This is a genomic window from Glycomyces halotolerans (assembly GCF_054779575.1).
Map to the genome: position 1 here is coordinate 49,733 of NZ_BAAGXZ010000013.1, position 19,321 is coordinate 69,053.

The window sequence follows — 19,321 nt, forward strand, 5'->3', positions numbered from 1 at the left end:
GGACGGACGATGGCTGACGAGGGTTTGAACGAGACCTCCGGCGAGGGGGTCGCGCCGACGGGTGTGCCGCCGGCGGAGGTGTCGGATTCGTCGACCGAGGTGTGTTCCCGCCAGGGGCATGTCGCGGCGGCGGGAGAGGCGCTGCTGCGGGCCGATGAGGTCGTGGCGGGGTACATCCCCGGCGTGTCGATTCTGAACGGCACGGATCTGTACGCGAACGAGGGCGAACTGGTCGGCATCATCGGCCCCAACGGGGCCGGCAAGTCGACGCTGCTGAAGGCGATTTTCGGACTGGTGAAGATCAGTTCGGGCTCGGTGCTGCTGCGCGGTGAGAAGATCACGAACTTGAAGGCGCATCAGCTGGTGCCTCGGGGCGTGGGGTACGTGCCGCAGTCGAACAACGTGTTCCCGACGTTGACGGTGCAGGAGAACCTGGAGATGGGCGTGTTCCTGCGTCCGGGCCGGTTCAAGGAGCGGTTCGAGTTCGTGGCGGACCTGTTCCCGGTACTGGCCGACAGGCGCGGTCAGCGGGCCGGTTCGCTGTCGGGCGGTGAGCGTCAGATGGTGGCCATGAGCCGGGCGCTCATGATGGAGCCGTCGGTGCTGCTGCTGGACGAGCCGTCGGCGGGCCTGTCGCCGGCCTTCCAGGACGATGTCTTCTTCAACACCAAGCAGATCAATTCGACCGGGGTCACGGTGGTGATGGTCGAGCAGAACGCGCGCCGCTGCCTGCAGATCTGCGACCGGGGCTATGTGCTCGATCAGGGTCGCAGCGCTTACACGGGCCCGGGTGCGGGCCTGATCGACGATCCGAAGGTCGTGGAACTGTACCTGGGGACGCTCGGCAAGGCGCGTTAGCCGGCTGCAGGATCGGACCGCCCCCGGGCCCGTGACGGGTCCGGGGGCGGTCCTCTGTGTTCTCGCCGTGCGCGTTCCGCGCCGGGTACGAGTTCGGGGCGGCTCCCGTGCCGGAGCCGCCCCGATGTCGGGGTCTTGCGGGTGGACTACTCGAGTTCCTGGAACAGGTAGTCGATGTTCTCGTAGGTGTTGTCGGCCTTGTACTGGTAGATGCCGATGGTGGCGGCGGTGACGTCGCCTTCGGGCGAGAACTCGATGGGACCGGACTGGCCCTGGTAGTCGATGTCCTCACCGGCGTCGAGCAGCTCGACGCATTCGGCGAAGGCGGTGCACTCGGTGCCGTCGCGGCTGACCGCGACCATGTTGTCCTTGATGGTCTCGGAGTCGTAGGACCCGCCGGCGACGGCCGCCAGGGCGACGAGCATCGTCGCGTCGTAGGACTCACCGCCGTAGGTGAACTCGGTCAGATCGGGGTCGATCTCGAGGAGCTTGTCCTGGATGGCGGACGGGTCGGAGCCCGGGAAGGTGCCCTTGGTGCCCTCGAGCATGCCTTCGGGGAACTGGTCGCCGTAGTTGGCGAGGTTGCCGTCGACCATGTACCAGCCGAGGTCCTGCGGGCCGAGGTTGGATTCGACCAGTTCGGGCGCGAGGTTGGTGAACTCGTTGAAGGTGATGAGGACGACCGCGTCGGCGTCGGCGGCGGCCAGCTGCGAGACCTCGGCGGAGAACTCGGTGGCGTTCGGGTCGTAGATCTCCTTCATGACCACTTCGCCGCCGAAGGAGACGATGTTCTCCTCGACCGCGTCGGCCAGGCCGGTGCCGTAGGCGTCCTGGAGGGCGAGGATGGCGACCTGCTCGTGGCCGTCGGCGATGATCGCGTCGGCGAGGACGCGGCCCTGGAGGACGTCGGAGGGGGCGGTGCGGAAGTAGTAGTCGCCGCGCTCGTAGGTGGTGAAGTCGGGCGAGGTGTTCGCCGGCGAGACCTGGACGATGCCCTCTTCGTAGAGCTTGTCGATGAACTGGAACGACACGCCGGAGGAGGCCGAGCCGATGATGGCGTTGACGTTCTGGGCGATGAGGGAGTCGGCCGACTGGCTGGCGATGTCGGTGGTGGTGTCGCCGGAGTCCTCATGGATCACCTCGACGCACTGGTCGAGCACGCCCCCGGCGTCGTTGATCTCCTTGATGGCCAGATCCACGCCGGCGAATTCCGGCGGGCCGAGGAACGCGAGCGACCCGGTCTGGGGCAGGATCGTGCCGACTTTCATACCGCATTCGTCGCCGTCGGACGAGCTTTCTGAGTCGTCGCCGGATCCGCAGGCCGCAAGCGCCAGTGCGGTGACACCGGCGGTGGTTGCGGCGAGCAGTGCTCGGGGAAAGCGAGACATGAATTCTCCTAGGTTGTGTTCGAGATGGGTCCGTAGGTAGGAGCGGAGGTTCGAGTGATGTGAACTACAACCTATGGCACCTGGAGTGATCCTGCCAGGTGCCGTGACCACTCCCGGTCCGGTTTGTGATGGCCCCGTGACCTTTTCGATGCACGTTTTCGGCAATTTTTCGACTGGGAGAAGATCGCGTTTTCACGCCATTGCGGCATCGTCCTCTTCGATGCGAATGGCGGCATTTCGGGGCGCCGACGAGATTCCCCCGCCGGAGGGAGCGGCTCCGCTCCCGGGAGGGAGGCCGCGGCGCCCGGACGGGCGGACTCTGGTGGCATGAAAGCAACCGTGACATCGAAACGCGCCGCCGGGTCGCCGGCGGCCCGGGCGGCCTTCCTGTGGTCGCTGACCGCCGTGCCGCTCGGGCTCTGGCAGCTGCTCGCCGCCGAGCGCGGCCCGTTCTCCGATCCGATGAACTCGCCGACGATTCCGCTGCACGAACTCGTGCCGTCGGGGGTCGGGCCGGCGCTCTTGATCGCCGCGGGCCTGGCCGGGCTCGCAGCGCCGCGACTGGGGCCCCGGCGGTGGCCCGTCGCCGCCGCTTACGCGGTCGTGTTCGGGATGCTCGTTCCGACGACTTCGGTGATCGCGATGGCCGGGTACCTGTGTGCCCTCGTGCTGCCTCCGGCGCTGTTGGCCGGGCCGGTGCTGCTGGCGCGCGGCAGGACCGCGAAGGCGATCGCCGGGGCGGCGGTGCTCGGGATCGTGGTCGCACTGGCGGCGGCCGGCCCGTTGCGTCCGGCGGTGGTGTCGGATCTGCTCGCCGAACTCGGTTCGGGCGTGGCGGACTTGGGTCTGTTCCCGTTGGCGGAGTTGTGGTCGGCGATCGGCGGGGCCTGCTGGGCCGCGCTGGCGGTGCGGATGCTGCTCGCCGGCCGCGACGGGGCGAGCGCTCCGGCGTGGCTGGCGCCGGAGCGGGCCGAGCGTTGGGGGAAGACGGCCTCGTATGTCGCGTTCGCGTGCGCGCTGCCGTACGGCTTGACGCGGTTGACGTGGTTGACGCCGTGGCCGTTCTTGATGGACGCCGAGGAGCTGGACGCCGAACCGGGGATGCGGCTGTGGGGTCTGCTGCTGGGCTTCGCGGCGCTGGGCGGCGGGGTGCTGTGCCTCGGTCTGACGCGGCGTTGGGGCGAGCGGTGGCCGTATTGGGTGCCGGGACTGGCGGGCCGTCCGGTGCCGCCGCGGGCGGCGATCGTGCCGGCGTCGGTGGCGGCGTATCTGTTCACGATCACGGCGGTGCCGTTCGTGCGGCTGGCGTTCGAGGCCGGGCGCCCGGAGCTGGTGTGGGTGTTCCCGTTCTACGTGTGGGGGCCGGCGTTGGGGGCGGCGACGCTGGCGTATGCGGTGCGTCGCGGGGCGGTGCGCGCGGTCCGGTGAGACGGCGCGGCCCGGCGGTCGCGGGAGCGGCGGCCGCCGGGCCGGGTGCCGTTCAGTCTCCGGGGGGCGGTTCGCCTTTGAGGCGGGCGGCGACCGAGAGGACGCGCCGGGTCTGGATGGCGATCGCCTGGTGCTGCTTGTCGCCGACGGGGCCGGCGTTGCCGACGTGGCTGGCGCCGTAAGGGTTGCCGAGTTCGAGCTCGAACACGGCGGCGTCGGTGTAGCCGGTGCCGATGATGACCGCGCCCCAGTGGTAGAAGGTGTTGTTCATGGCCACGATGGTCGTCTCCTGGCCGCCGTGGCTGGTCTGGGTGGAGACGAAGGTGGACATGACCTTGTCGATGAGTTTGCCTTCGGCCCACAGGCCTCCGGTCTGGTCGACGAACTGGCGGATCTGGGAGCAGGGGACGCCGTAGCGGGTGGGGGTGCCCCACATGACCGCGTCGGCCCATTCGAGGTCGTCCATCGTCGCTTCGGGCAGGTCGGCGGTGGCTTCGGCGTGGGCGGTCCAGTCGGGGTTGGCGGCGATGGCCTCCGGCGGCGCGAGCTCGGGGACTTTGCTGAGTCTGACTTCGGCCCCGAGGTCCTGGGCCCGCGTCGCGGCGGCCTTGGCCATCTGGTAGACGTTCCCGGTCTGGGAGTAGTGGATGACGGCCAGATTGACCATGCTGTTCCTCCTTCAGGTCTTGCCCGGTATAAGAACCGACCTTGGCACAATTGCGGACCTGGCGTCGGGGTTCGCCGCCTATTCCCGACGCCGAACGTTCGTCGTGAAGGAGTGAGCGCATGCTCGATGTTCTGGTGGCCGGCGGAGTCGGCGTCGACACGATCGTCAGGGTCCCCGAGATCGCGATCGGCGAGGGCGACAACCAGCCGGTGGGGCCGATCCGAGACTACGTGGCGCACACCGGCAACGGCGTCTCGCTCGGCTGCCTGCACCTGGGGCTGGCGACGAGGTTCATCGACTTCATCGGCGACGACGACCAGGGCGCGATGATCCTGCGGCGCTATGAGCGCGAGGGCCTGGACTTCCGGCACCTGGTCTCTCCGCGGGGCACCTCGCGGTCGGTGAACCTGGTCGACGACGCGGGCCGCCGCTATTCGTTCTACGACTTCCGGCACGACCCGCAGCTGCGGTTGCCGGCCGCGTTCTACCGGCCGCACCTCTCGCAGGCCCGGCATGTGCATCTCTCGATCGCGAACGTGACGCGGTCGATGCTCGCCGACCTGGAGGACGGCGTGCCGGTCTCGACGGACCTGCACGCCTGGGACGGGACCGCCGAGCACCACCGGGAGTACGCGCTGCGCGCCGACTGGGTGTTCCTGTCGGCCGCGAAGCTCGGCGACCCGGAGGCGGCGATGCGGTGGATCTTCGACAACGGCAGGGCCTCGATCGTCGTGGCCACGGCCGGCGAGCACGGCGGCTGGTTCGCCGAGCGCGGCGGCGACGTCCACGCCTTCGACGCGATCGACCCGGTCGAGGAGTTGAGCGAGGCCGTTCCCGAATGGGAGGAGTGGCGGCCGGTGGACTCCAACGGCGCGGGCGACGCGTTCGTATCGGGGTTCTTGTGGGCGCGGCGGCGCGGCGACGACCTCGACGGGGCGGTCGACGCCGGCCGCATCGCCGGGGCCTTCGCCTGCCGCAAGGCCGGCACGCACTCGGAGTTCATCGGTGAGGCGCTGCTGGCCGAGAGCGTCGCCGCGCTCCGCTAGTCGCCCGGGCCTCTGACGGTCATGGCCTTGGCGCGGGCCATGACCTCGTCGAACGGTGACGGTTCGGTCGGCGCCGGCGGGGCGAGGTCGACTCGGTCGGGCTGGGCGACGAGCATCAGGGCCGCGCCGACGAGCGCGGCGAAGGCGGGGGCGCCGATGCCGATCTCGGCGGTCGGCCAGATGCCGGTGGCGCCGGCGGTGGTGATCATGTACGCGGTCCACACCGGAACGGCCCAGCCGGCGGCCAGGGTGATCAGGTCGCGGCGGCGGCGCAGGTCGGGCCGGACCAGCCAGGTGAGGAAGTCGGTCCAGGCGCCGGAGGCGAGGAACAGCCACGCATAGGCGGGGTGCTCGAAGCCGATGTAGGCGGCGACCATGAGCGCCGGGAAGGCGAACGCGACGGTGAAGAAACCGATCGGGAGGTGGAACCGGCCGGTGGCGAGCAGGACGACGGTCAGCACCAGGACGGTGGTGAAGACGATGCCGGCCGCCGGCAGGGCGGCGAACTCGGGGCCGCTGAGGGCCCTGGCCACGTCGAGCGGCAGGTGCGCGAAGGCGACGAGGTAGCCGAGGTGGAGCACCAGGACCGAGAAGGCGTATCCGAGTGCGAGCGCGGGCGCGGCGAACCGCAGGTACGGGGAGATCGGTTCGGGGTCGACGCCGAGGGTCTCGCGTCGCCGGGCCGAGAGCCAGGGGGCGAGGACGATGAGGACCGCGCCGACGGCCAGTGCGAGGTGGACGGGGCTGAAGAGGGTGTCGAGGCCGGTCTCGGCGCCGAGGAGCGCGTTCCAGAGCAGGTCGGCGAGGGCGGCGGCGATGAACAGGGGGATGCCGACGGCGGCGGGCCCGTAGCCGTGCGGGACGGCCGAGATGCCGGTGCGTCCGTCGGCGCGGTGGGCGCGGACGGCCAGGAACGCCGTCCATGCGGCCGTGGCGGCGAACCCGGTGTAGAACACCAGGTGCCACCAGGTGAAGAAGCCTTCGGTCCAGTCGCGGGCGTTGGCGTTGACGTCGAGGACGAGTCCGCCGACGAACCACGCCGAGAGCGCGGCCGTGATGAGGTCTTGGCGCCAGTCGGTGAAGAGGCGCGGCTGTCCGGAGTCTTTCAAGAGGTGCATCTTGTACTCCAGGAATCGGTCCAGGGGGGTGATGGCCATGGCCTCATCATGGCGCATCGGCACTGGTCGCGCAATCGGGGCCGGTCAGGAGAATTCGACGAGGAACAATTGCGGCCAGAGTTTTCCGGTGATGTAGAAGGTGCCGGGTGTTTCGGCGGCGGCGATGCCGTTGAGCACGTCGGCGGCGGCGGCCTGCTCCTCTGTGAGTAGTCCGGCGGCGTCGACGACCGCGCCGACTTCGCCGGTTTCGGGGTCGATGCGGATGATCTCGTCGGTCTGCCAGACGTTGGCCCACACGTCGCCGTCGACGCATTCGAGTTCGTTGATCTGCGATATGGGGGCGCCGTCGAAAGTGACGTCGACGGTGCCGGTCGTTTCGAAGGTGGCGGGGTCACGGAAAGTGAGTGTGGACGTTCCGTCGCTCATGACCAGTCGCCGTCCGTCATGGCACAGGCCCCAGCCTTCGCCTTCGTATTCGACGGTGCCGACCACGTCGAGGGTCTGCATGTCGCGGCGGTAGGCGACGCCGCTCTGCCAGGTGATCTGCCAGAGCGCGTCGTCGGTGAGGGTGAGGCCCTCGGCGAAGTGCTCGGCCGGCAGGGTCTGGGAGGCGATGACCTCGCCGGTGGCGGGGTCGACGGTGCGGACGTCGGAGGAGCCGTAGAGCCCGGTGCTCTCGTAGAGGACGCCGTCGCGCAGTTCGAGGCCTTGGGTGAACGCCTGGGGGTCGTGGTCGAAGCTGTCGAGGATTTCGACGGTGAGCCGTTCGACCGCTTCGGGGTCGACTTCGGCGGTGGATACGTCGGCGTCGGCGTCGCCGGTGCCGCATCCGACGAGGGCGACCAGCGCGGCGGCGCTGACGGCCACGGCCCGTTGCTGCTTGAACACTGAACTCATCTCCAGGTGCGTTCCACTGTTCTCAGTACGGTACTGGGTGCGACAAATGAGGACAAGAGGCGGAGTTCGGCCGATTCAGCGGTCGCGGGGCCGCCAGCGGGTGATGGTCGCCGAGACGGTGGCGCGGACCGGGGTGGGGAGCCGGTCGACGGCTTCGGCCAGGGTCGCCGGGTCGCGGTGGCGGGCGCTCGGGCCCATGGAGACCAGGCGGAGGGCGTCGTCGCGGTCGAGTTCGACGGTGTAGTCGATGCGTTCGGCGGGTTCGGGAGTGAAGTCGGCGGCGAGTTGGTCGGCGGTGCGTTCGGGCTTGCGCGGGTCGATGTTGAGCAGTTCGAGGGCGTCGACCAGCTCGCGCAGGTGGTCTTCGCGGGGGGTGAGGACGACCAGGACGCCTGCGGGGTGGAGGATGCGGGCGATCTGGTCGGCGCCCCGGGGGGCGAAGACGTTGAGGACGGCGGCGGCGGCGTTGTCGCGTACGGGCAGGCGCGTCCAGGCGTCGGCGAGGACGGCGGCGAGGCGCGGGCTCCGGTCGGTGTGCCGCAGTGGGCGTTTGGCGGCGCGTCTGAGGGCGTATTTGGAGGTGTCGAGGCCGATGCCGTCGCGTCCGGGGTGGGCGTCGAGGGCGGCGGCGAGGTAGTGGCCGGTGCCGCAGCCGGGTTCGACGATGACGCCGGGGGCGTCGGTGGCGGCCGCGGCGGCGACGGCGTCGATGAGGGGGTCGTAGCGTCCGGCGTCGAGGAAGGCTTCGCGGGCGGCCACTTGGTCGGCGGTGTCGCCGGTGGTGGCGTTGGAGCCGGGCGCGAGCAGGGGCGCGTAGGGGCCTTTGGCGAGGTCGAAGGAGTGTCCGGCCGGGCAGTGGAGGCGGCGTTCGGTCTGTTCGAGCGGTTCGGCGCAGTTGGGGCAGGCGAGTGCGCCGAGCGCTGGGAAGATCATTGGGCACAGCTTAGTCGTCCCCGAGTCGCCGGTCGCGGTGGCAGGCTGGGACGGGCACTCGTCTGCAACGCGTGCTCGCACCGATTTTGAGAGAGGTTTTTCGATGAGCGACGCCCCACTGGTGATTCCGGGTGACCGTCCCGGCTACGGCGAGGCGGTCGAGTCCGCGCTCGGCCGGCTGGATCTGGATACGAAGGCGCGGCTGCTGGCCGGCTTGGACATGTGGAGGACGGTGGCGGTCCCCGAGGCGGGGCTGCGTTCGATGACGCTGTCGGACGGTCCGATCGGGGTTCGGGGCCGGTTCTGGACGGCCGCGGACCCGTCGCTGGCACTGCCGAGTCCGACGGCGCAGGCGGCGTCGTGGGATCCGGAGTTCGTGCGCGGGATCGGGCTGCTGCTGGCGGCCGAGGCGCGCCGCAAGGACGTGCACGTGCTGTTGGCGCCGACGGTGAACCTGCATCGTTCGCCGTTGGGCGGCAGGCATTTCGAGGCGTTCTCAGAGGACCCGTTCCTGTCGGGGCGGATCGGGGCGGCCTATGTGGCCGGGGTCCAGGAGGGCGGGGTCGGCACGACGATGAAGCATTACGTCGGCAACGACGCCGAGACCGACCGGTTCACCGTCGACAACGTCATCGGCGAGCGGGCGCTCAGGGAGCTGTACCTGCGGCCGTTCGAGATGATCACGGAGTCCTCGCGGCCGTGGGGGGTGATGACGGCGTACAACTCGGTGAACGGCCACACGATGACCGCGCACCGGCAGTTGATGCGGGTGCTGCGCGAGGAGTTCGGGTTCGACGGTTTCAACGTCTCGGATTGGAGCGCGGCGCGGCACACGGTCGGGGACGTCGAGGCGGGGCTGGATCTGGCGATGCCGGGTCCGTTCACGCCGTACGGGCCCGAGTTGGCGGCCGCGGTCCGCGACGGGCGCGCCAGTGAGGACGATGTGGACGCGGCGGTGCGGCGGCTGCTGACGCTGGCCGCGCGGGTGGGCGCGCTCGAAGGAGTCGAGGCGGCGGTGACCGATCCTCCTGCCGGCCCGGCGGATCCGGTCGAGTGGTGCCGGCGGATCGCGCGGCGCTCGTTCGTGCTGGCGAAGAACGACGTCCCCGACGGGGACGAGGCGCCGCTGCTGCCGCTGGCGGCCGGGGTGGTCTCGAGCCTGGCGCTCATCGGCCCGGCCGGCGCGAAGGCGCGGGTGCTGGGCGGCGGTTCGGCGACGGTCTTCCCCGAGCGCGTGGTGTCGCCGCTGGAGGGTCTGCGTGCGGCCCTGGGCGACCGGGTCGCGTATTTCCCGGGCGTGGACCTGTTCGAGCAGATCCTGCCGGCCGCCGAGGGCTTCGACCTGTGGGTGCGGCCGGTCGCCTCGGACGGCACGGAAGGGGCGCGCGAGCCGCTGGCGGGCGGCGACGTCAAGTGGATGGGGTACGTGCCCGGCGGGATGTCGAGCGAAGAGTTCGACCACGCGGTCCTCGACGGCACGTACACGGCGACCGAGACCGGCGAGCACCTGTTCGGGACACGCGGCTCTGGGCACATCGAGCTGGTGGTCGACGGCAGGACGGTGTTCGAGGGCGTCAACGCCGAGGAGACGGGCGACCCGCTGGAGGCGTTCTTCGCGCCGGGGGTCGAGCGCGGGACGGTGTATCTGGAGGAGGGGCAGACGGTCGAGGTGCTGGTGCGGTACCGGCCGCTGGAATATCCGCCGGCGTTCCCTCCTTCGGTCCTGTTCGGACTCATGCACGCGGCGCCGCGCCCCGATGAGGACGCGCTGCTGGCCGACGCGGTGGAGGCGGCCCGCCGCTCGGAGGTCGCGGTGGTGGTCGTCTCGACCACGGAGCTGACCGAGTCGGAGGGCTGGGACCGGTCTGACCTGCGGCTGCCGGGCCGGCAGGACGAGCTGGTCACGGCCGTCGCCGAGGTGAACCCGAACACGGTCGTGGTCGTCAACTCCGGTTCGCCGGTAGAGATGCCGTGGCGCGAGGAGGTGGCCGCGATCCTGCTGACGTGGTTCCCCGGCCAAGAGGGCGGGAACGCGCTGGCGGAGGTCCTGCTGGGCGCCGAACCGGGCGGCAGGCTCCCGACGACGTGGCCGAAGACGCTGGCCGACGCGCCGGTGACCAATGTGGTGCCCGACGGCGAGGGCCGGCTGCGGTACGAGGAGGGCGTGTTCATCGGTTACCGGGCGTGGGAGCGGCGCGGCGCGCCGGAGCCGGCGTTCTGGTTCGGGCACGGCCTGTCGTACACCGAGTGGACGTACGAGGACCTGGCGGTCGACGGGGGCACGGTGCGGGTCCGGGTGCGCAACAGCGGCGAGCGGACCGGCCGGGAAGTGGTGCAGGTCTATGTGGCGCCGGAGGCGGGCGCGGAGGTGCCCGGCGGCGTCGAGGCGCACCGGCTGGCCGGGTTCCAGGCGATCGAGGCCGAGGCCGGGGAGACGGTGGAGGTCGCGATCGAGCTGGAGGAGCGTTCGCTCCAGTTCTGGGACGAGGCGGCTTCCGGCTGGCGGACCGTGCCGGGGACTTGGACGGTGCGGGCGGGCCGGTCGGTCGGCGACCTGCGGCTGTCGGCGCCTTTGAAGCGGGCGTAGGAATCGGCGGGCGAGGTCTGGGACCTCGCCCGCCGACTCACTCGTACGGACTAGAACCCGGGCGGGGCTTCTTCCCTCAGTTCTCGCTCGCTGCGGGCCGGTGTGGTGACTCCCGCGGAGTCCCACGGCTCCGCCTTGGGGGGTTCGTCACCGGCGGACATGCCCTTCACGATGTCGCCGAACCTGGTGTCCTTGAACTTGTCCTGTGCGGCGCCGGCGGCTTTCTCCGCCTGCTCCCGGACCGAGGTCGCGACCTGCTGGACCCGGTCGTTCCCGGTGAACTGCCTGGTCCACCCGACGATCTGGTCGTAGCGTTCCCGGCCCGCCTTCGCGCCCAGGACGTAGCCGATTCCGAAACCGGCCACGAAATACCATTTGCGCATGGATGCCTCCCCCGGCTAGCAGCCGTAAATCAGCGCTTTCGCTTATAGGGGCCATTCTGCCTCATGAAAGGGTTCCCCGATAGTCCATGACGGAAACCGGCCCCGGGGTGTCACGTCCGAACGGCACCGAAAAGACTTCGCATACCGCCCTCGGCAACGACGAGGACCACACCGACCCCGCTGGCGCGTGACCGTGCGGCTCCTGTACTCTCGTACCCGGTTCGCCCCGGCGCCAGTCGCGGCGACTGCCTTCCCCGATAGCTCAATTGGCAGAGCATTCGACTGTTAATCGAAGGGTTGTTGGTTCGAGTCCAACTCGGGGAGCTGACAGCGAGTGACGGCCTCCGACCGCGGGACATCCCGAGTCGGAGGCCGTCGTCGTCTCACGCGCAGGCGATCTTCCACAGGAAGCCGTCGGGGTCGGCGAAGTGCCCCGAATAGCCGCCCCAGTCCCGCTCCCCCGCCTCGATCTCGACACGGCCGCCGGCCTCGACCGCGGTCGTCATGACCGCGTCGACCTCCTCGCGGGAGGCGACGGTGCGGTTGCAGACGACCGCCGGGTTCGCGGCGGTCTCCTCGTCGAGCCCGGCGTCCTTCGCCAGGCTCCGGCTCGGCAGCAGGCCCAGACGGCACTTGCCGGGCTCGATGGTGAAGTCGACGAACTTGTCGCCGTAGTCGCGGTCGACGGTCATGCCGAGCGCCTCGTAGAAGGCCTTGGAGGTCTGCGGATCGGCGACGCCGAGGAACACCGCGGTCTCGGTCGGCGCAGGAGGCGAGGCGGCCGGGCCGGTGTCCTTCTTCGTCGGCGCCGCGAGTTTCCAGACCGCTCCGTCCGGTGCCCGGTACACCGCCGAGAAGCCGCCGAAGAAGCCCTTCTTCGCGGGTTTGAGGATCTCGGCGCCCTGCTCGGCGGCGGACGCGACCAGGGCTTCGACCTCGCTGGGCTGGTCGACGACGACCGAGAGCACGGCGCCGCCGAAGCGCGAGGTCGCCGGTTCGGCGCCGGTCTCGGCGGCGAGGTCGTCGGTCCCGTACAGGCCGATGTGCCCGGTGCCGTGCAGGTCGAGGTCGACCCAGCCGCCGTGGTCGGCGACGTCGGACGGCGAGAAAGCGGCGGTGTAGAACGCATGAGCGGCCCGCACGTCCGGCACGGCGATGGTGATCAGATCGAGTGCGAACGTCATGACTGGACTCCTTCCCAGACGAACCCGTCCGGGTCGGTGAACGGACCGGCGTCGCTCGCGACCACGATCCGGTGCGAACCGGAGCCGTCGGGGGCGACCCCGGCGTTCTTGGCCAACGCACGGCGCCCGTAGAGCGCCAGACCGAACGGGCTCGATCGCGTGTCGAACTCGACGTATTTGCGCCCGAAGCTCTTGGCGACCTCCAGGCCGTGCTCGACGTAGAACTTCCTGCTCGCGGCCACGTCCTCGACGCCGAGCAGAAGCGTGATCGATTCGATCCGCCGCGTGGCCGGACCCGAGTCCTTCTTCTTCGAGGACGCCACCGTCCAGATCGCCCCGTCGGGGGCCTGGACCGAGCCGCCGTAGCCCCAGAGCGACTTCTCGGCGGGTTTCAGCGACGTCGCGCCGGCCTCGAGCGCGGCGTCGACGAGCGCGTTGACGTCGGCGGGCTGGGCGACCGTGATCCCGAGCGTGAACCCGCGGAATCCGGCCGTGGGCGCGTCCGAGGCGCGCAGGCGCACCTCATTGTTCTTCAGGCCGAAGGCGGCGGAGTAGAAATCGGCGGCGGCCGCGGGATCGGCCGCCTCGAGGATTACGGATTCGATGGAAGTCATACCGGTCACGCTATGTCCGATCCCAGGTCCCGCGCTTCTCGATTCCTGACCTGATGGAACTGAAATGTGCGGCGCTAGCGGCGCGACCAGACCCGCAGGGGGCCGACGGGCGCGAAGCCGTGCCGGACGGCGGCCTCGAGCGCCTCGCCGTGCTCGTAGCCCACCACCGGCAGGCCGGGGAACCGCCGGTGCAGCGCCTCGAGCAGGACCGGCCACGCCCGGTCGGGGCCGCCGTCGCGTGCGAACACGTTGGCGACGCCGACGACCCCGTCGCTGCGGACGGCCACCGCCCCGGCGGCCACCGTGCCACCGGCGGACCGTCCGGCGATGACGAACACGTCCGGTTCGTCGAGCAGCGCGGGACGGAAGAGGCCGGCGTTGCCGTCGTCCCAGGCGAGTGCCCACTCGCGCAGGGCCGCCGCATCGTCGACCGCGGCCGGTGCGAGCTCCGACGGCGACGCGGGCGGGCCCGCGGGGCGGTGGATCCACTGCGCCTCGAACAGGACCTCGAATCCGGCCTCGCGCAAGTCGAGGTCGGCGAAGCTGTCCTTGACCGAGGCGCCGGGCGAGTCGGTGTCGATGAGCGCCGCCGGCGCGGCCGGTTCGACGCCGGGCGCCAGGGTCACAGCGTCGGGATAGAACAGGGGTGTGCGGGTGGGAGCCGCCCAGAAGTGTGCTGCGTATTCGCTCGCCGTGCCGTGAGATCGGCTCATCGCCGCGCACCATGCGGCATTGTTGCGCGCGGCGGCTTGGACGATGCGCCGGTTCGGTGTGGTCACGAACGCGAATCCTCGTCGCCTGGCGTCCGGCGGTCAAACCCTTTTGCCACCGGTGTGGCCCCAGAAGTACAGGTACTTGAGCTTCCTGCCGGCCCTCGCGGCGGCGATCGCGGTCTCAAGGTCGTGAGGCAGCAGATTCGACACGATCCCAACGTAATCCGGTTTCGTTTTCGCGGTCAAGCTGAAAAACTCTGCTGGTCCCCCTGCGAGAACGGAGCCGTGCCATGGTAGTCGAGCCTCAGACGATGTCCCTCTGGAGGCCGTGCGGCCCCGCCGAGCTCGATCTCGTCCGCGAGTCGGGTTGGACCGCCTGGCCCCCTCGCCTGCCGGAGCAGCCGATCTTCTATCCGGTCCTGAACGAGGACTACGCGACGAAGATCGCCCGTGACTGGAATGCGCCTCGCGACGGTGTCGGGTACGTGACGCGGTTCGAGGTCGAGCGGGTCTTCGCGGAGCGCTATCCGGTCCGGCGGGTCGGCGGCAGCACCATTCTCGAGCTCTGGGTGCCGGCCGAGGACCTCGAGGAGTTCAACCGGCACATTGTCGGCCCGATCGAGGTCACCGCCGAGCACCGCGCCGACGGGTGATCGGCGGTACTCGCGGCGGTGAGTCGGGCGACCGCCGGTTCGGGAATGGCCGGGACCGGTGAGCGCTTCGGAGGGAACTGTGCGATCCTCCAAGCATCCCGCCGGGTTCGGAGGCTCGGCGGTCCGGGAAGCGATATGGCCGGCGGCCCGTCCGAGGCAAGGTGGCGTCATGGAGATCGGGAAGTTCAAGCTGCGTCCGCTGCCGGTCGGCACCGGCGAGACCGGCACACGCGTGGAGCGCGATTCGATGGGCTCCATCGAGGTGCCCGCCGAGCACTACTGGGGGGCGCAGACCCAGCGCTCGCTGCGCCATTTCTCGATCGGCGACGACCGGATGCCGGTGGCGGTCTACCGGGCCTACGGATTCGTGAAGAAGGCGGCGGCGCTCGTGAACACCGCGGGCGGCCGGCTCGACGCGGTCTTGGCCGAGGCGATCGTCGCCGCCGCCGACGAGGTGATCGCCGGGGACCTCGACGCGGAGTTCCCGCTCTATGTGTGGCAGACCGGGTCGGGGACGCACTCGAACATGAACGTCAACGAGGTGATCGCCAATCGGGCCAGTCAGCTGCTCGGCGGCGAGCTCGGCAGCAAGGAACCGGTGCACCCCAACGACCACGTGAACCTCGGGCAGTCGACGAACGACACGTTCCCGACCGCCATGCACATCGCGACGCTGCTGGCCGTCCGGGACCGGACGCTGCCGCAGCTTCGTGCGCTCGCCGATGCGATCCGCGAGCGCGCCGAGCGGTGGGTCGACGTCGTCAAGATCGGGCGCACGCACCTGCAGGACGCGACGCCCCTGACCGTCGGCCAGGAGTGGTCGGGCTGGGCGGCGCAGCTGCGGGACGCGAGCAGCAGGCTGGAGGGCTCGCTGGAGGCGGTCCATGAGCTCGCGGCCGGCGGTACCGCCGTCGGCACGGGCCTGGGCACCTCGCCCGGTTTCGGGGAGGCGATCGCTGCGAAGCTCGCGGAGTTGACCGATCTGCCGCTGGCGACCGCGTCGAACAAGTTCGCCGCTCAGGGCTCGCTCGACGGCATGGTCGCCGTCAGCGCCGGGCTTCGCGGCGTCGCGGTGGCGTTGATGAAGGTCGCCAACGACATGCGCTGGCTGGCATCGGGACCGCGTGCCGGGCTGCACGAGCTCAGGCTGCCGGCCAATGAGCCGGGGTCGTCGATCATGCCCGGCAAGGTGAATCCGGCGCAGCAGGAGGCGACGGTGATGGTGTGCCTGCAGGTGATGGGCGAGGACTCGATCGTCGCGGCGGCCGGCGCGCAGGGCGACTTCCAGCTCAACGCGATGCGCCCGGTCGTGGTCGACAACGTGCTGCATTCGGCCCGGATTCTCGGCGACGCCGCTGAGAATCTCCGGGTCTTCAGCGTCGAGGGCACCGAGCTCGACGGCGACCAGATCGCCGACTCGGTGGGGCGTTCGCTGATGCTGGTCACGGCACTGAGTCCGCACATCGGCTACGACAGGGCCTCGGCGATCGCGCACAAGGCCGATCACGAGGGCACGACGCTGCGTGAGGCGGCTGTGGCGATGGGGGTGGACGCGGCCGACTTCGACCGCATCGTCGACCCCGCGACGATGGTCGGCGACCCTCGCCGCGATCTGGGCCTCGATCGGTAATCGGGACCGGTCGGTGACTGAGAATCCACTGTGGGCCATGGCGACGACGCGGTCGATGTGGCCGGTGAAGTCGCCGCCTTCCTCGAGCCAGGAGTCGAGGGCGAGGAAGAACAGGGTCACGGCCAGGACCGACCACAGGCGGCGCTCTTCGGCGGAGTCGTCGCCGCGCTTGGCGGCGAGCGCGTTGTAGAGGTACCGGCGCATGTCGGAGCGCTTGGCGAGTTCGCGTGCTCGCAGTTCCTCGGATTCGGCCACTACGCGCACGAAGGTGAGCATGTAGTCCCTCGGGTGCGGCCATGCGGCCATGCGGCCATGCGGCCGCGATCGCGCGGAGTGCGCCTATGACTACGACCCCGGCCTCATGCCTGGGACCGGCCTCGCCCGCGACTTCCCCTCGGCCGCGCGCCTGGCATGGAACACCATCGCCCGCCCCTTCAGCGCGCTGCCGTTCGCGAGCACGCCGAAGCGGTCGGCCCGCCACCTGGTACGCCTGGCCGTCGGCGCCGACGCGGTGCCGACCGGATCACACCTGCGGCACGGCAGGATCGCCGCCACCTCGGAGGCGAGCTACGACGAGGAACGCCGGCGCCGCCTCTACGACGACAGCGTCAACTGCCACGGGTTGAAGTCCGTGGCTTGTCGCTCGTGCCCACCGTCGGCTGCGGTGTATCGGCAACATTAGGCTGGTTGACGACAGCCCAAGTCGTGCGTGCGCGGTCACGGACGTTGACCGCGGCTACCTGGTCGGCGGGCCCAGCGAGTCCGCACCCCCGACAGGCAAAATCATCACGTGTGGGTCGATTGTGCTTGGCGGTGTGCCCGCACAGCGGGCACCGCCGCGAGGTGTTCCTCGCATCGACGGTCACCACCGGCACCCCGGCCCGCTTCGCTTTATAGGCGATGAAGGCCCGGAGCTGATAAAAGGACCACGCGTTCAACTCGCCTCGCTGAGCGGCTGGGAGCCGTACCCGGTCACGGATACCGGCAAGATCTTCGATGCCGATACCGCGACCGGTGCGTTCAGCCTTCGCGACAAGCTGCTTCGCGATCCTGTGGTTGTTGTCCTTGATCGCACGGGCTTCGCGCCGTGCGCGGGCTTTGAGCTTCTTCTTCGCCGACTTGGTCGCCTTGGCCTGCAACTCGGCGCGGACTTTCGCCATCCGCCTGCGGTAGCGCCGCAGCCCGGCCCCGGCGTAGTTGTCGCCATCGGAGCTGGTGGCGATATTGACGATGCCCATATCCACACCAAGAAAATCGGCCGGGTCGGTATTGGCTTCGGCGTCGGCGACTTCGACGGTCGCGGCCAGGTACCAGTTCCCGTCTCGGTAGACCAGGTCAGATTCACCTTTGCGGTGGTCTTCGAGTGTCTTGAGGTGGTCGGGGTGGCCGGTGAAGGCGATGCCCCGCATCCGCCCATCGAGTGTCCAGATCGAGACCGTGCGGGCCTCGTGCTGCCACGACAGGCACCGGTCGTCGAAGGCTTGGGCGGCATCCGGACGGAACGCGACCGGCTTCGATTGGGCTTTCCGGGCGCGTCTGCCGTGCAACCGACCGGCATTGATCAGTCCGGCGATGGTGGCGTAGGCGTGGCAGGTCTTCTTGATGACCAGCTGCGCGATCTGGGAGCCGAGCCCGCGGGCCTTCAGCTCGGTGTAGGTGTGCTGGCGCAGCGCGTACTCCCGCGGCACACCGTGCGCGAAGGCCACAGCCGAGGCCCAGTTCGCGGCCTCGTTGATCGCGCGCAGCGTCGCCGCCAGCGCCTGCGCCTGTTCCGGTGTCGGCACCAGCTTCACCTGCACGACCTGCTTGCCCACAAGCACCAGATTAGAAGTCGGGTCCGACAAGAACACCGACACCGATCCGGACCTATCGGCGTCATCACGGTCACTCGTTGCTCACAATCCCGCTTCGCGGGACGGCGAGCGAGCATCGCCCCGAATTCCTCCCGGCGGTGAACCGCCGGGGATCCTTCGGGAAACCAGCTGAAACTCATCGCCGAACGCCGCTGACCACCGACTCTCCAGCGGGTCTCGCCGGAGACGACGACCGAGGTCGTCGAGGACTGGATCGGCGCTTGAGGGTCAGAGCGGTCCCCGGTGGAGCCATGCGGCGAGTTCCGGGCCGGTCAGCTCGGCGACGCGGGCTCGGTAGCGTTCGAGGTCGTCGGGGCCGAACAGGTCCCTCCACTGGCCGCTGGAGCCTTTGTGGAAGAACTCGGCCTTGTCCTTCCAGATCGTGCCCTCGGGCGCGAGCGTCTCGGCGTTGCCGCGCACCTGGTCGAACGTGGCGGCGCGGACCAGCTCCGGCCAGACCTGCTCGCCGATCTCGATGCCCAGCCTCGCCGCGAGGGCGCGCATCTGCCCGTCGAGGTCGGTCTTGAGCTCGTCGTAGTGCAGCAGGACGACGTTGGACCGGTCTCGGCGCTCCCAGAAGCCTTGGAGGTGGGCGAGCATGGCCTGGAGGCTGAAGAGGTCGTCGTCGCCGCCGATCCAGTTCCACAGGCGCTCGTAGAGGGTCGGCGCGGGCGGCGGCGCGGCTTCGGTGGCGTCGACCGCGTCGGGGCCGATGGCGGCCTCGCGGAGGGCGTTCAGGCGTTCCCAGTCGGTGTTGGCGAGGTGGTTGTCGAGGGAGATGCCGACGTCGCGGGGGTCGCGGCCGATGCTGATGTAGGTGACGCGCTCGTCCCAGGGCAGGCCGTCGAGGGGCGTGTGGGACTTGAGGAACCGCCGATGGGTCTGGGCCTCCAATGCGGCCTTGACGTCGTCGAGGGGGTGGAAGTAGGAGTCGGGCCAGACGGTGAGGTCGTCGAGCGGGGCGGGAAGCTCGGGTTTGCCGAACACCAGTAGGGCGCAGATGATCTGCGTCCAGGTGGTGCCGCATTTGGCGGGAGTGGAGACGACGATGTCGCCTTCGCGCAGTTCGATGGCGTCCCAGCGGGAGCTGTCCATCAGGAGGTTGCGGTAGCGGACGGGGGGCGCGGTGGTCACGACGGGACTCCTTGCGGCGGAGCGATACGGGTGGACGGTCCTGGTTTGCGAGCATTGACCGTTGCCACGTACGTTACGAGCGGCGGGCGCTTCGCGCAAGGAAACGATCTTGCGGCTTTCCCTCCCGTCCAGTGGAGAACATCACGCTCTGGGAGGACGCCTTTCTTTGATCTTGAAATTAGGTTAGGCTAACCTGCGTTTCCCACCGGTGTCCGCGACCGGCCCGGCAACGAAA

Annotated in this window: 18 protein-coding genes and 1 tRNA gene; 8 read left to right on the forward strand and 11 right to left on the reverse strand. The window is 69.8% G+C overall.

Going from position 1 to position 19,321, the window contains the following annotated elements; translation table 11 throughout:
* The first annotated feature begins 9 nt into the window (after window positions 1-9).
* Window positions 10-858 (forward strand): ABC transporter ATP-binding protein, encoded by an 849-nt coding sequence (locus ACYVL2_RS12420; RefSeq protein WP_460543698.1) that lies wholly within the window; start codon window positions 10-12, stop codon window positions 856-858.
* 146 nt (window positions 859-1,004) lie between these two features.
* Here ACYVL2_RS12420 and ACYVL2_RS12425 read toward each other — a convergent pair whose 3' ends face one another.
* On the reverse strand, window positions 1,005-2,246 hold the full coding sequence (locus tag ACYVL2_RS12425) for an ABC transporter substrate-binding protein (RefSeq protein ID WP_460543700.1): 1,242 nt from the start codon (window positions 2,244-2,246) through the stop codon (window positions 1,005-1,007).
* A gap of 327 nt (window positions 2,247-2,573) precedes the next feature.
* On the opposite strand from ACYVL2_RS12425, the gene ACYVL2_RS12430 reads away from it, so the two are divergent.
* On the forward strand, window positions 2,574-3,674 hold the full coding sequence (locus tag ACYVL2_RS12430) for a hypothetical protein (RefSeq protein ID WP_460543702.1): 1,101 nt from the start codon (window positions 2,574-2,576) through the stop codon (window positions 3,672-3,674).
* A gap of 52 nt (window positions 3,675-3,726) precedes the next feature.
* Here ACYVL2_RS12430 and wrbA read toward each other — a convergent pair whose 3' ends face one another.
* Window positions 3,727-4,341 carry an NADPH-dependent FMN reductase family protein gene (gene wrbA / locus ACYVL2_RS12435; RefSeq protein ID WP_460543704.1) on the reverse strand — a complete coding sequence of 205 codons (615 nt, stop codon included), beginning with the start codon at window positions 4,339-4,341 and terminating at the stop codon, window positions 3,727-3,729.
* Between the two features lie 119 nt (window positions 4,342-4,460).
* Here wrbA and ACYVL2_RS12440 point away from each other — a divergent pair, with 119 nt between their 5' ends.
* Window positions 4,461-5,387, forward strand: coding sequence for a carbohydrate kinase family protein (locus tag ACYVL2_RS12440; protein ID WP_460543706.1), 927 nt, complete (start codon window positions 4,461-4,463; stop codon window positions 5,385-5,387).
* Here ACYVL2_RS12440 and ACYVL2_RS12445 read toward each other — a convergent pair.
* The 3 genes from ACYVL2_RS12445 to ACYVL2_RS12455 form a co-directional block, all read right to left on the reverse strand.
* On the reverse strand, window positions 5,384-6,544 hold the full coding sequence (locus ACYVL2_RS12445; RefSeq protein ID WP_460543708.1) for a hypothetical protein: 1,161 nt from the start codon (window positions 6,542-6,544) through the stop codon (window positions 5,384-5,386). The two genes, ACYVL2_RS12440 and ACYVL2_RS12445, sit on opposite strands and share 4 nt — an antisense overlap.
* A gap of 45 nt (window positions 6,545-6,589) precedes the next feature.
* Entirely contained in the window at window positions 6,590-7,402 is an 813-nt protein-coding gene (locus ACYVL2_RS12450) for a glutaminyl-peptide cyclotransferase (protein ID WP_460543710.1), read from the reverse strand.
* A 75-nt stretch (window positions 7,403-7,477) separates the two neighbouring features.
* On the reverse strand, window positions 7,478-8,335 hold the full coding sequence (locus tag ACYVL2_RS12455; protein WP_460543712.1) for a class I SAM-dependent methyltransferase: 858 nt from the start codon (window positions 8,333-8,335) through the stop codon (window positions 7,478-7,480).
* Between the two features lie 103 nt (window positions 8,336-8,438).
* On the opposite strand from ACYVL2_RS12455, the gene ACYVL2_RS12460 reads away from it, so the two are divergent.
* Entirely contained in the window at window positions 8,439-10,922 is a 2,484-nt protein-coding gene (locus tag ACYVL2_RS12460) for a glycoside hydrolase family 3 protein (RefSeq protein ID WP_460543714.1), read from the forward strand.
* A 50-nt stretch (window positions 10,923-10,972) separates the two neighbouring features.
* On the opposite strand, the gene ACYVL2_RS12465 is transcribed toward ACYVL2_RS12460, so the two are convergent.
* Window positions 10,973-11,305 carry a YtxH domain-containing protein gene (locus ACYVL2_RS12465; RefSeq protein WP_460543716.1) on the reverse strand — a complete coding sequence of 111 codons (333 nt, stop codon included), beginning with the start codon at window positions 11,303-11,305 and terminating at the stop codon, window positions 10,973-10,975.
* Window positions 11,306-11,556: 251 nt separating this feature from the next.
* On the opposite strand from ACYVL2_RS12465, the gene ACYVL2_RS12470 reads away from it, so the two are divergent.
* Window positions 11,557-11,629, forward strand: a tRNA-Asn gene (locus ACYVL2_RS12470).
* A gap of 59 nt (window positions 11,630-11,688) precedes the next feature.
* Here ACYVL2_RS12470 and ACYVL2_RS12475 read toward each other — a convergent pair.
* From ACYVL2_RS12475 to ACYVL2_RS12485, 3 genes are all read right to left on the reverse strand, one after another.
* Window positions 11,689-12,489: a VOC family protein gene (locus ACYVL2_RS12475; protein ID WP_460543718.1), complete on the reverse strand. Its 801-nt coding sequence runs from the start codon at window positions 12,487-12,489 to the stop codon at window positions 11,689-11,691.
* The gene (locus ACYVL2_RS12480) at window positions 12,486-13,103 is read right to left on the reverse strand and encodes a glyoxalase (protein WP_460543720.1); all 618 of its coding nucleotides are present in this window, start codon (window positions 13,101-13,103) and stop codon (window positions 12,486-12,488) included. Before ACYVL2_RS12480 ends, ACYVL2_RS12475 begins: the two co-directional genes overlap by 4 nt.
* Before the next feature lie 74 nt (window positions 13,104-13,177).
* Window positions 13,178-13,882, reverse strand: coding sequence for a hypothetical protein (locus ACYVL2_RS12485; protein ID WP_460543722.1), 705 nt, complete (start codon window positions 13,880-13,882; stop codon window positions 13,178-13,180).
* 245 nt (window positions 13,883-14,127) lie between these two features.
* Between ACYVL2_RS12485 and ACYVL2_RS12490 the strand changes: the two genes are divergently transcribed.
* The 3 genes from ACYVL2_RS12490 (at window position 14,128) to ACYVL2_RS12500 (ending at window position 16,781) form a co-directional block, all read left to right on the forward strand.
* Window positions 14,128-14,469, forward strand: coding sequence for a hypothetical protein (locus ACYVL2_RS12490; protein WP_460543724.1), 342 nt, complete (start codon window positions 14,128-14,130; stop codon window positions 14,467-14,469).
* A gap of 169 nt (window positions 14,470-14,638) precedes the next feature.
* On the forward strand, window positions 14,639-16,099 hold the full coding sequence (locus ACYVL2_RS12495) for a class II fumarate hydratase (protein WP_460543726.1): 1,461 nt from the start codon (window positions 14,639-14,641) through the stop codon (window positions 16,097-16,099).
* A 361-nt stretch (window positions 16,100-16,460) separates the two neighbouring features.
* A complete protein-coding gene (locus tag ACYVL2_RS12500; protein ID WP_460543728.1) occupies window positions 16,461-16,781 on the forward strand; it encodes a hypothetical protein in 321 nt (106 codons plus the stop codon).
* On the opposite strand, the gene ACYVL2_RS12505 is transcribed toward ACYVL2_RS12500, so the two are convergent.
* Together ACYVL2_RS12505 and ACYVL2_RS12510 are read right to left on the reverse strand one after the other, a co-directional pair.
* A complete protein-coding gene (locus ACYVL2_RS12505) occupies window positions 16,708-17,913 on the reverse strand; it encodes an RNA-guided endonuclease InsQ/TnpB family protein (protein ID WP_460543730.1) in 1,206 nt (401 codons plus the stop codon). The two genes, ACYVL2_RS12500 and ACYVL2_RS12505, sit on opposite strands and share 74 nt — an antisense overlap.
* A gap of 267 nt (window positions 17,914-18,180) precedes the next feature.
* On the reverse strand, window positions 18,181-19,086 hold the full coding sequence (locus ACYVL2_RS12510; RefSeq protein ID WP_460543732.1) for a sulfotransferase family protein: 906 nt from the start codon (window positions 19,084-19,086) through the stop codon (window positions 18,181-18,183).
* Window positions 19,087-19,321 lie beyond the last annotated feature (235 nt).

Excerpts from the sequence above, each read along its gene's own strand:
- ACYVL2_RS12420 (WP_460543698.1), top strand. The coding sequence starts at position 10 with ATGGCTGACGAGGGTTTGAACGAGACCTCCGGCGAGGGGGTCGCGCCG.
- ACYVL2_RS12425 (WP_460543700.1), bottom strand. The coding sequence starts at position 2,246 with ATGTCTCGCTTTCCCCGAGCACTGCTCGCCGCAACCACCGCCGGTGTC.
- ACYVL2_RS12430 (WP_460543702.1), top strand. The coding sequence starts at position 2,574 with ATGAAAGCAACCGTGACATCGAAACGCGCCGCCGGGTCGCCGGCGGCC.
- wrbA (WP_460543704.1), bottom strand. The coding sequence starts at position 4,341 with ATGGTCAATCTGGCCGTCATCCACTACTCCCAGACCGGGAACGTCTAC.
- ACYVL2_RS12440 (WP_460543706.1), top strand. The coding sequence starts at position 4,461 with ATGCTCGATGTTCTGGTGGCCGGCGGAGTCGGCGTCGACACGATCGTC.
- ACYVL2_RS12445 (WP_460543708.1), bottom strand. The coding sequence starts at position 6,544 with ATGGCCATCACCCCCCTGGACCGATTCCTGGAGTACAAGATGCACCTC.
- ACYVL2_RS12450 (WP_460543710.1), bottom strand. The coding sequence starts at position 7,402 with ATGAGTTCAGTGTTCAAGCAGCAACGGGCCGTGGCCGTCAGCGCCGCC.
- ACYVL2_RS12455 (WP_460543712.1), bottom strand. The coding sequence starts at position 8,335 with ATGATCTTCCCAGCGCTCGGCGCACTCGCCTGCCCCAACTGCGCCGAA.
- ACYVL2_RS12460 (WP_460543714.1), top strand. The coding sequence starts at position 8,439 with ATGAGCGACGCCCCACTGGTGATTCCGGGTGACCGTCCCGGCTACGGC.
- ACYVL2_RS12465 (WP_460543716.1), bottom strand. The coding sequence starts at position 11,305 with ATGCGCAAATGGTATTTCGTGGCCGGTTTCGGAATCGGCTACGTCCTG.
- ACYVL2_RS12475 (WP_460543718.1), bottom strand. The coding sequence starts at position 12,489 with ATGACGTTCGCACTCGATCTGATCACCATCGCCGTGCCGGACGTGCGG.
- ACYVL2_RS12480 (WP_460543720.1), bottom strand. The coding sequence starts at position 13,103 with ATGACTTCCATCGAATCCGTAATCCTCGAGGCGGCCGATCCCGCGGCC.
- ACYVL2_RS12490 (WP_460543724.1), top strand. The coding sequence starts at position 14,128 with ATGTCCCTCTGGAGGCCGTGCGGCCCCGCCGAGCTCGATCTCGTCCGC.
- ACYVL2_RS12495 (WP_460543726.1), top strand. The coding sequence starts at position 14,639 with ATGGAGATCGGGAAGTTCAAGCTGCGTCCGCTGCCGGTCGGCACCGGC.
- ACYVL2_RS12500 (WP_460543728.1), top strand. The coding sequence starts at position 16,461 with ATGCCTGGGACCGGCCTCGCCCGCGACTTCCCCTCGGCCGCGCGCCTG.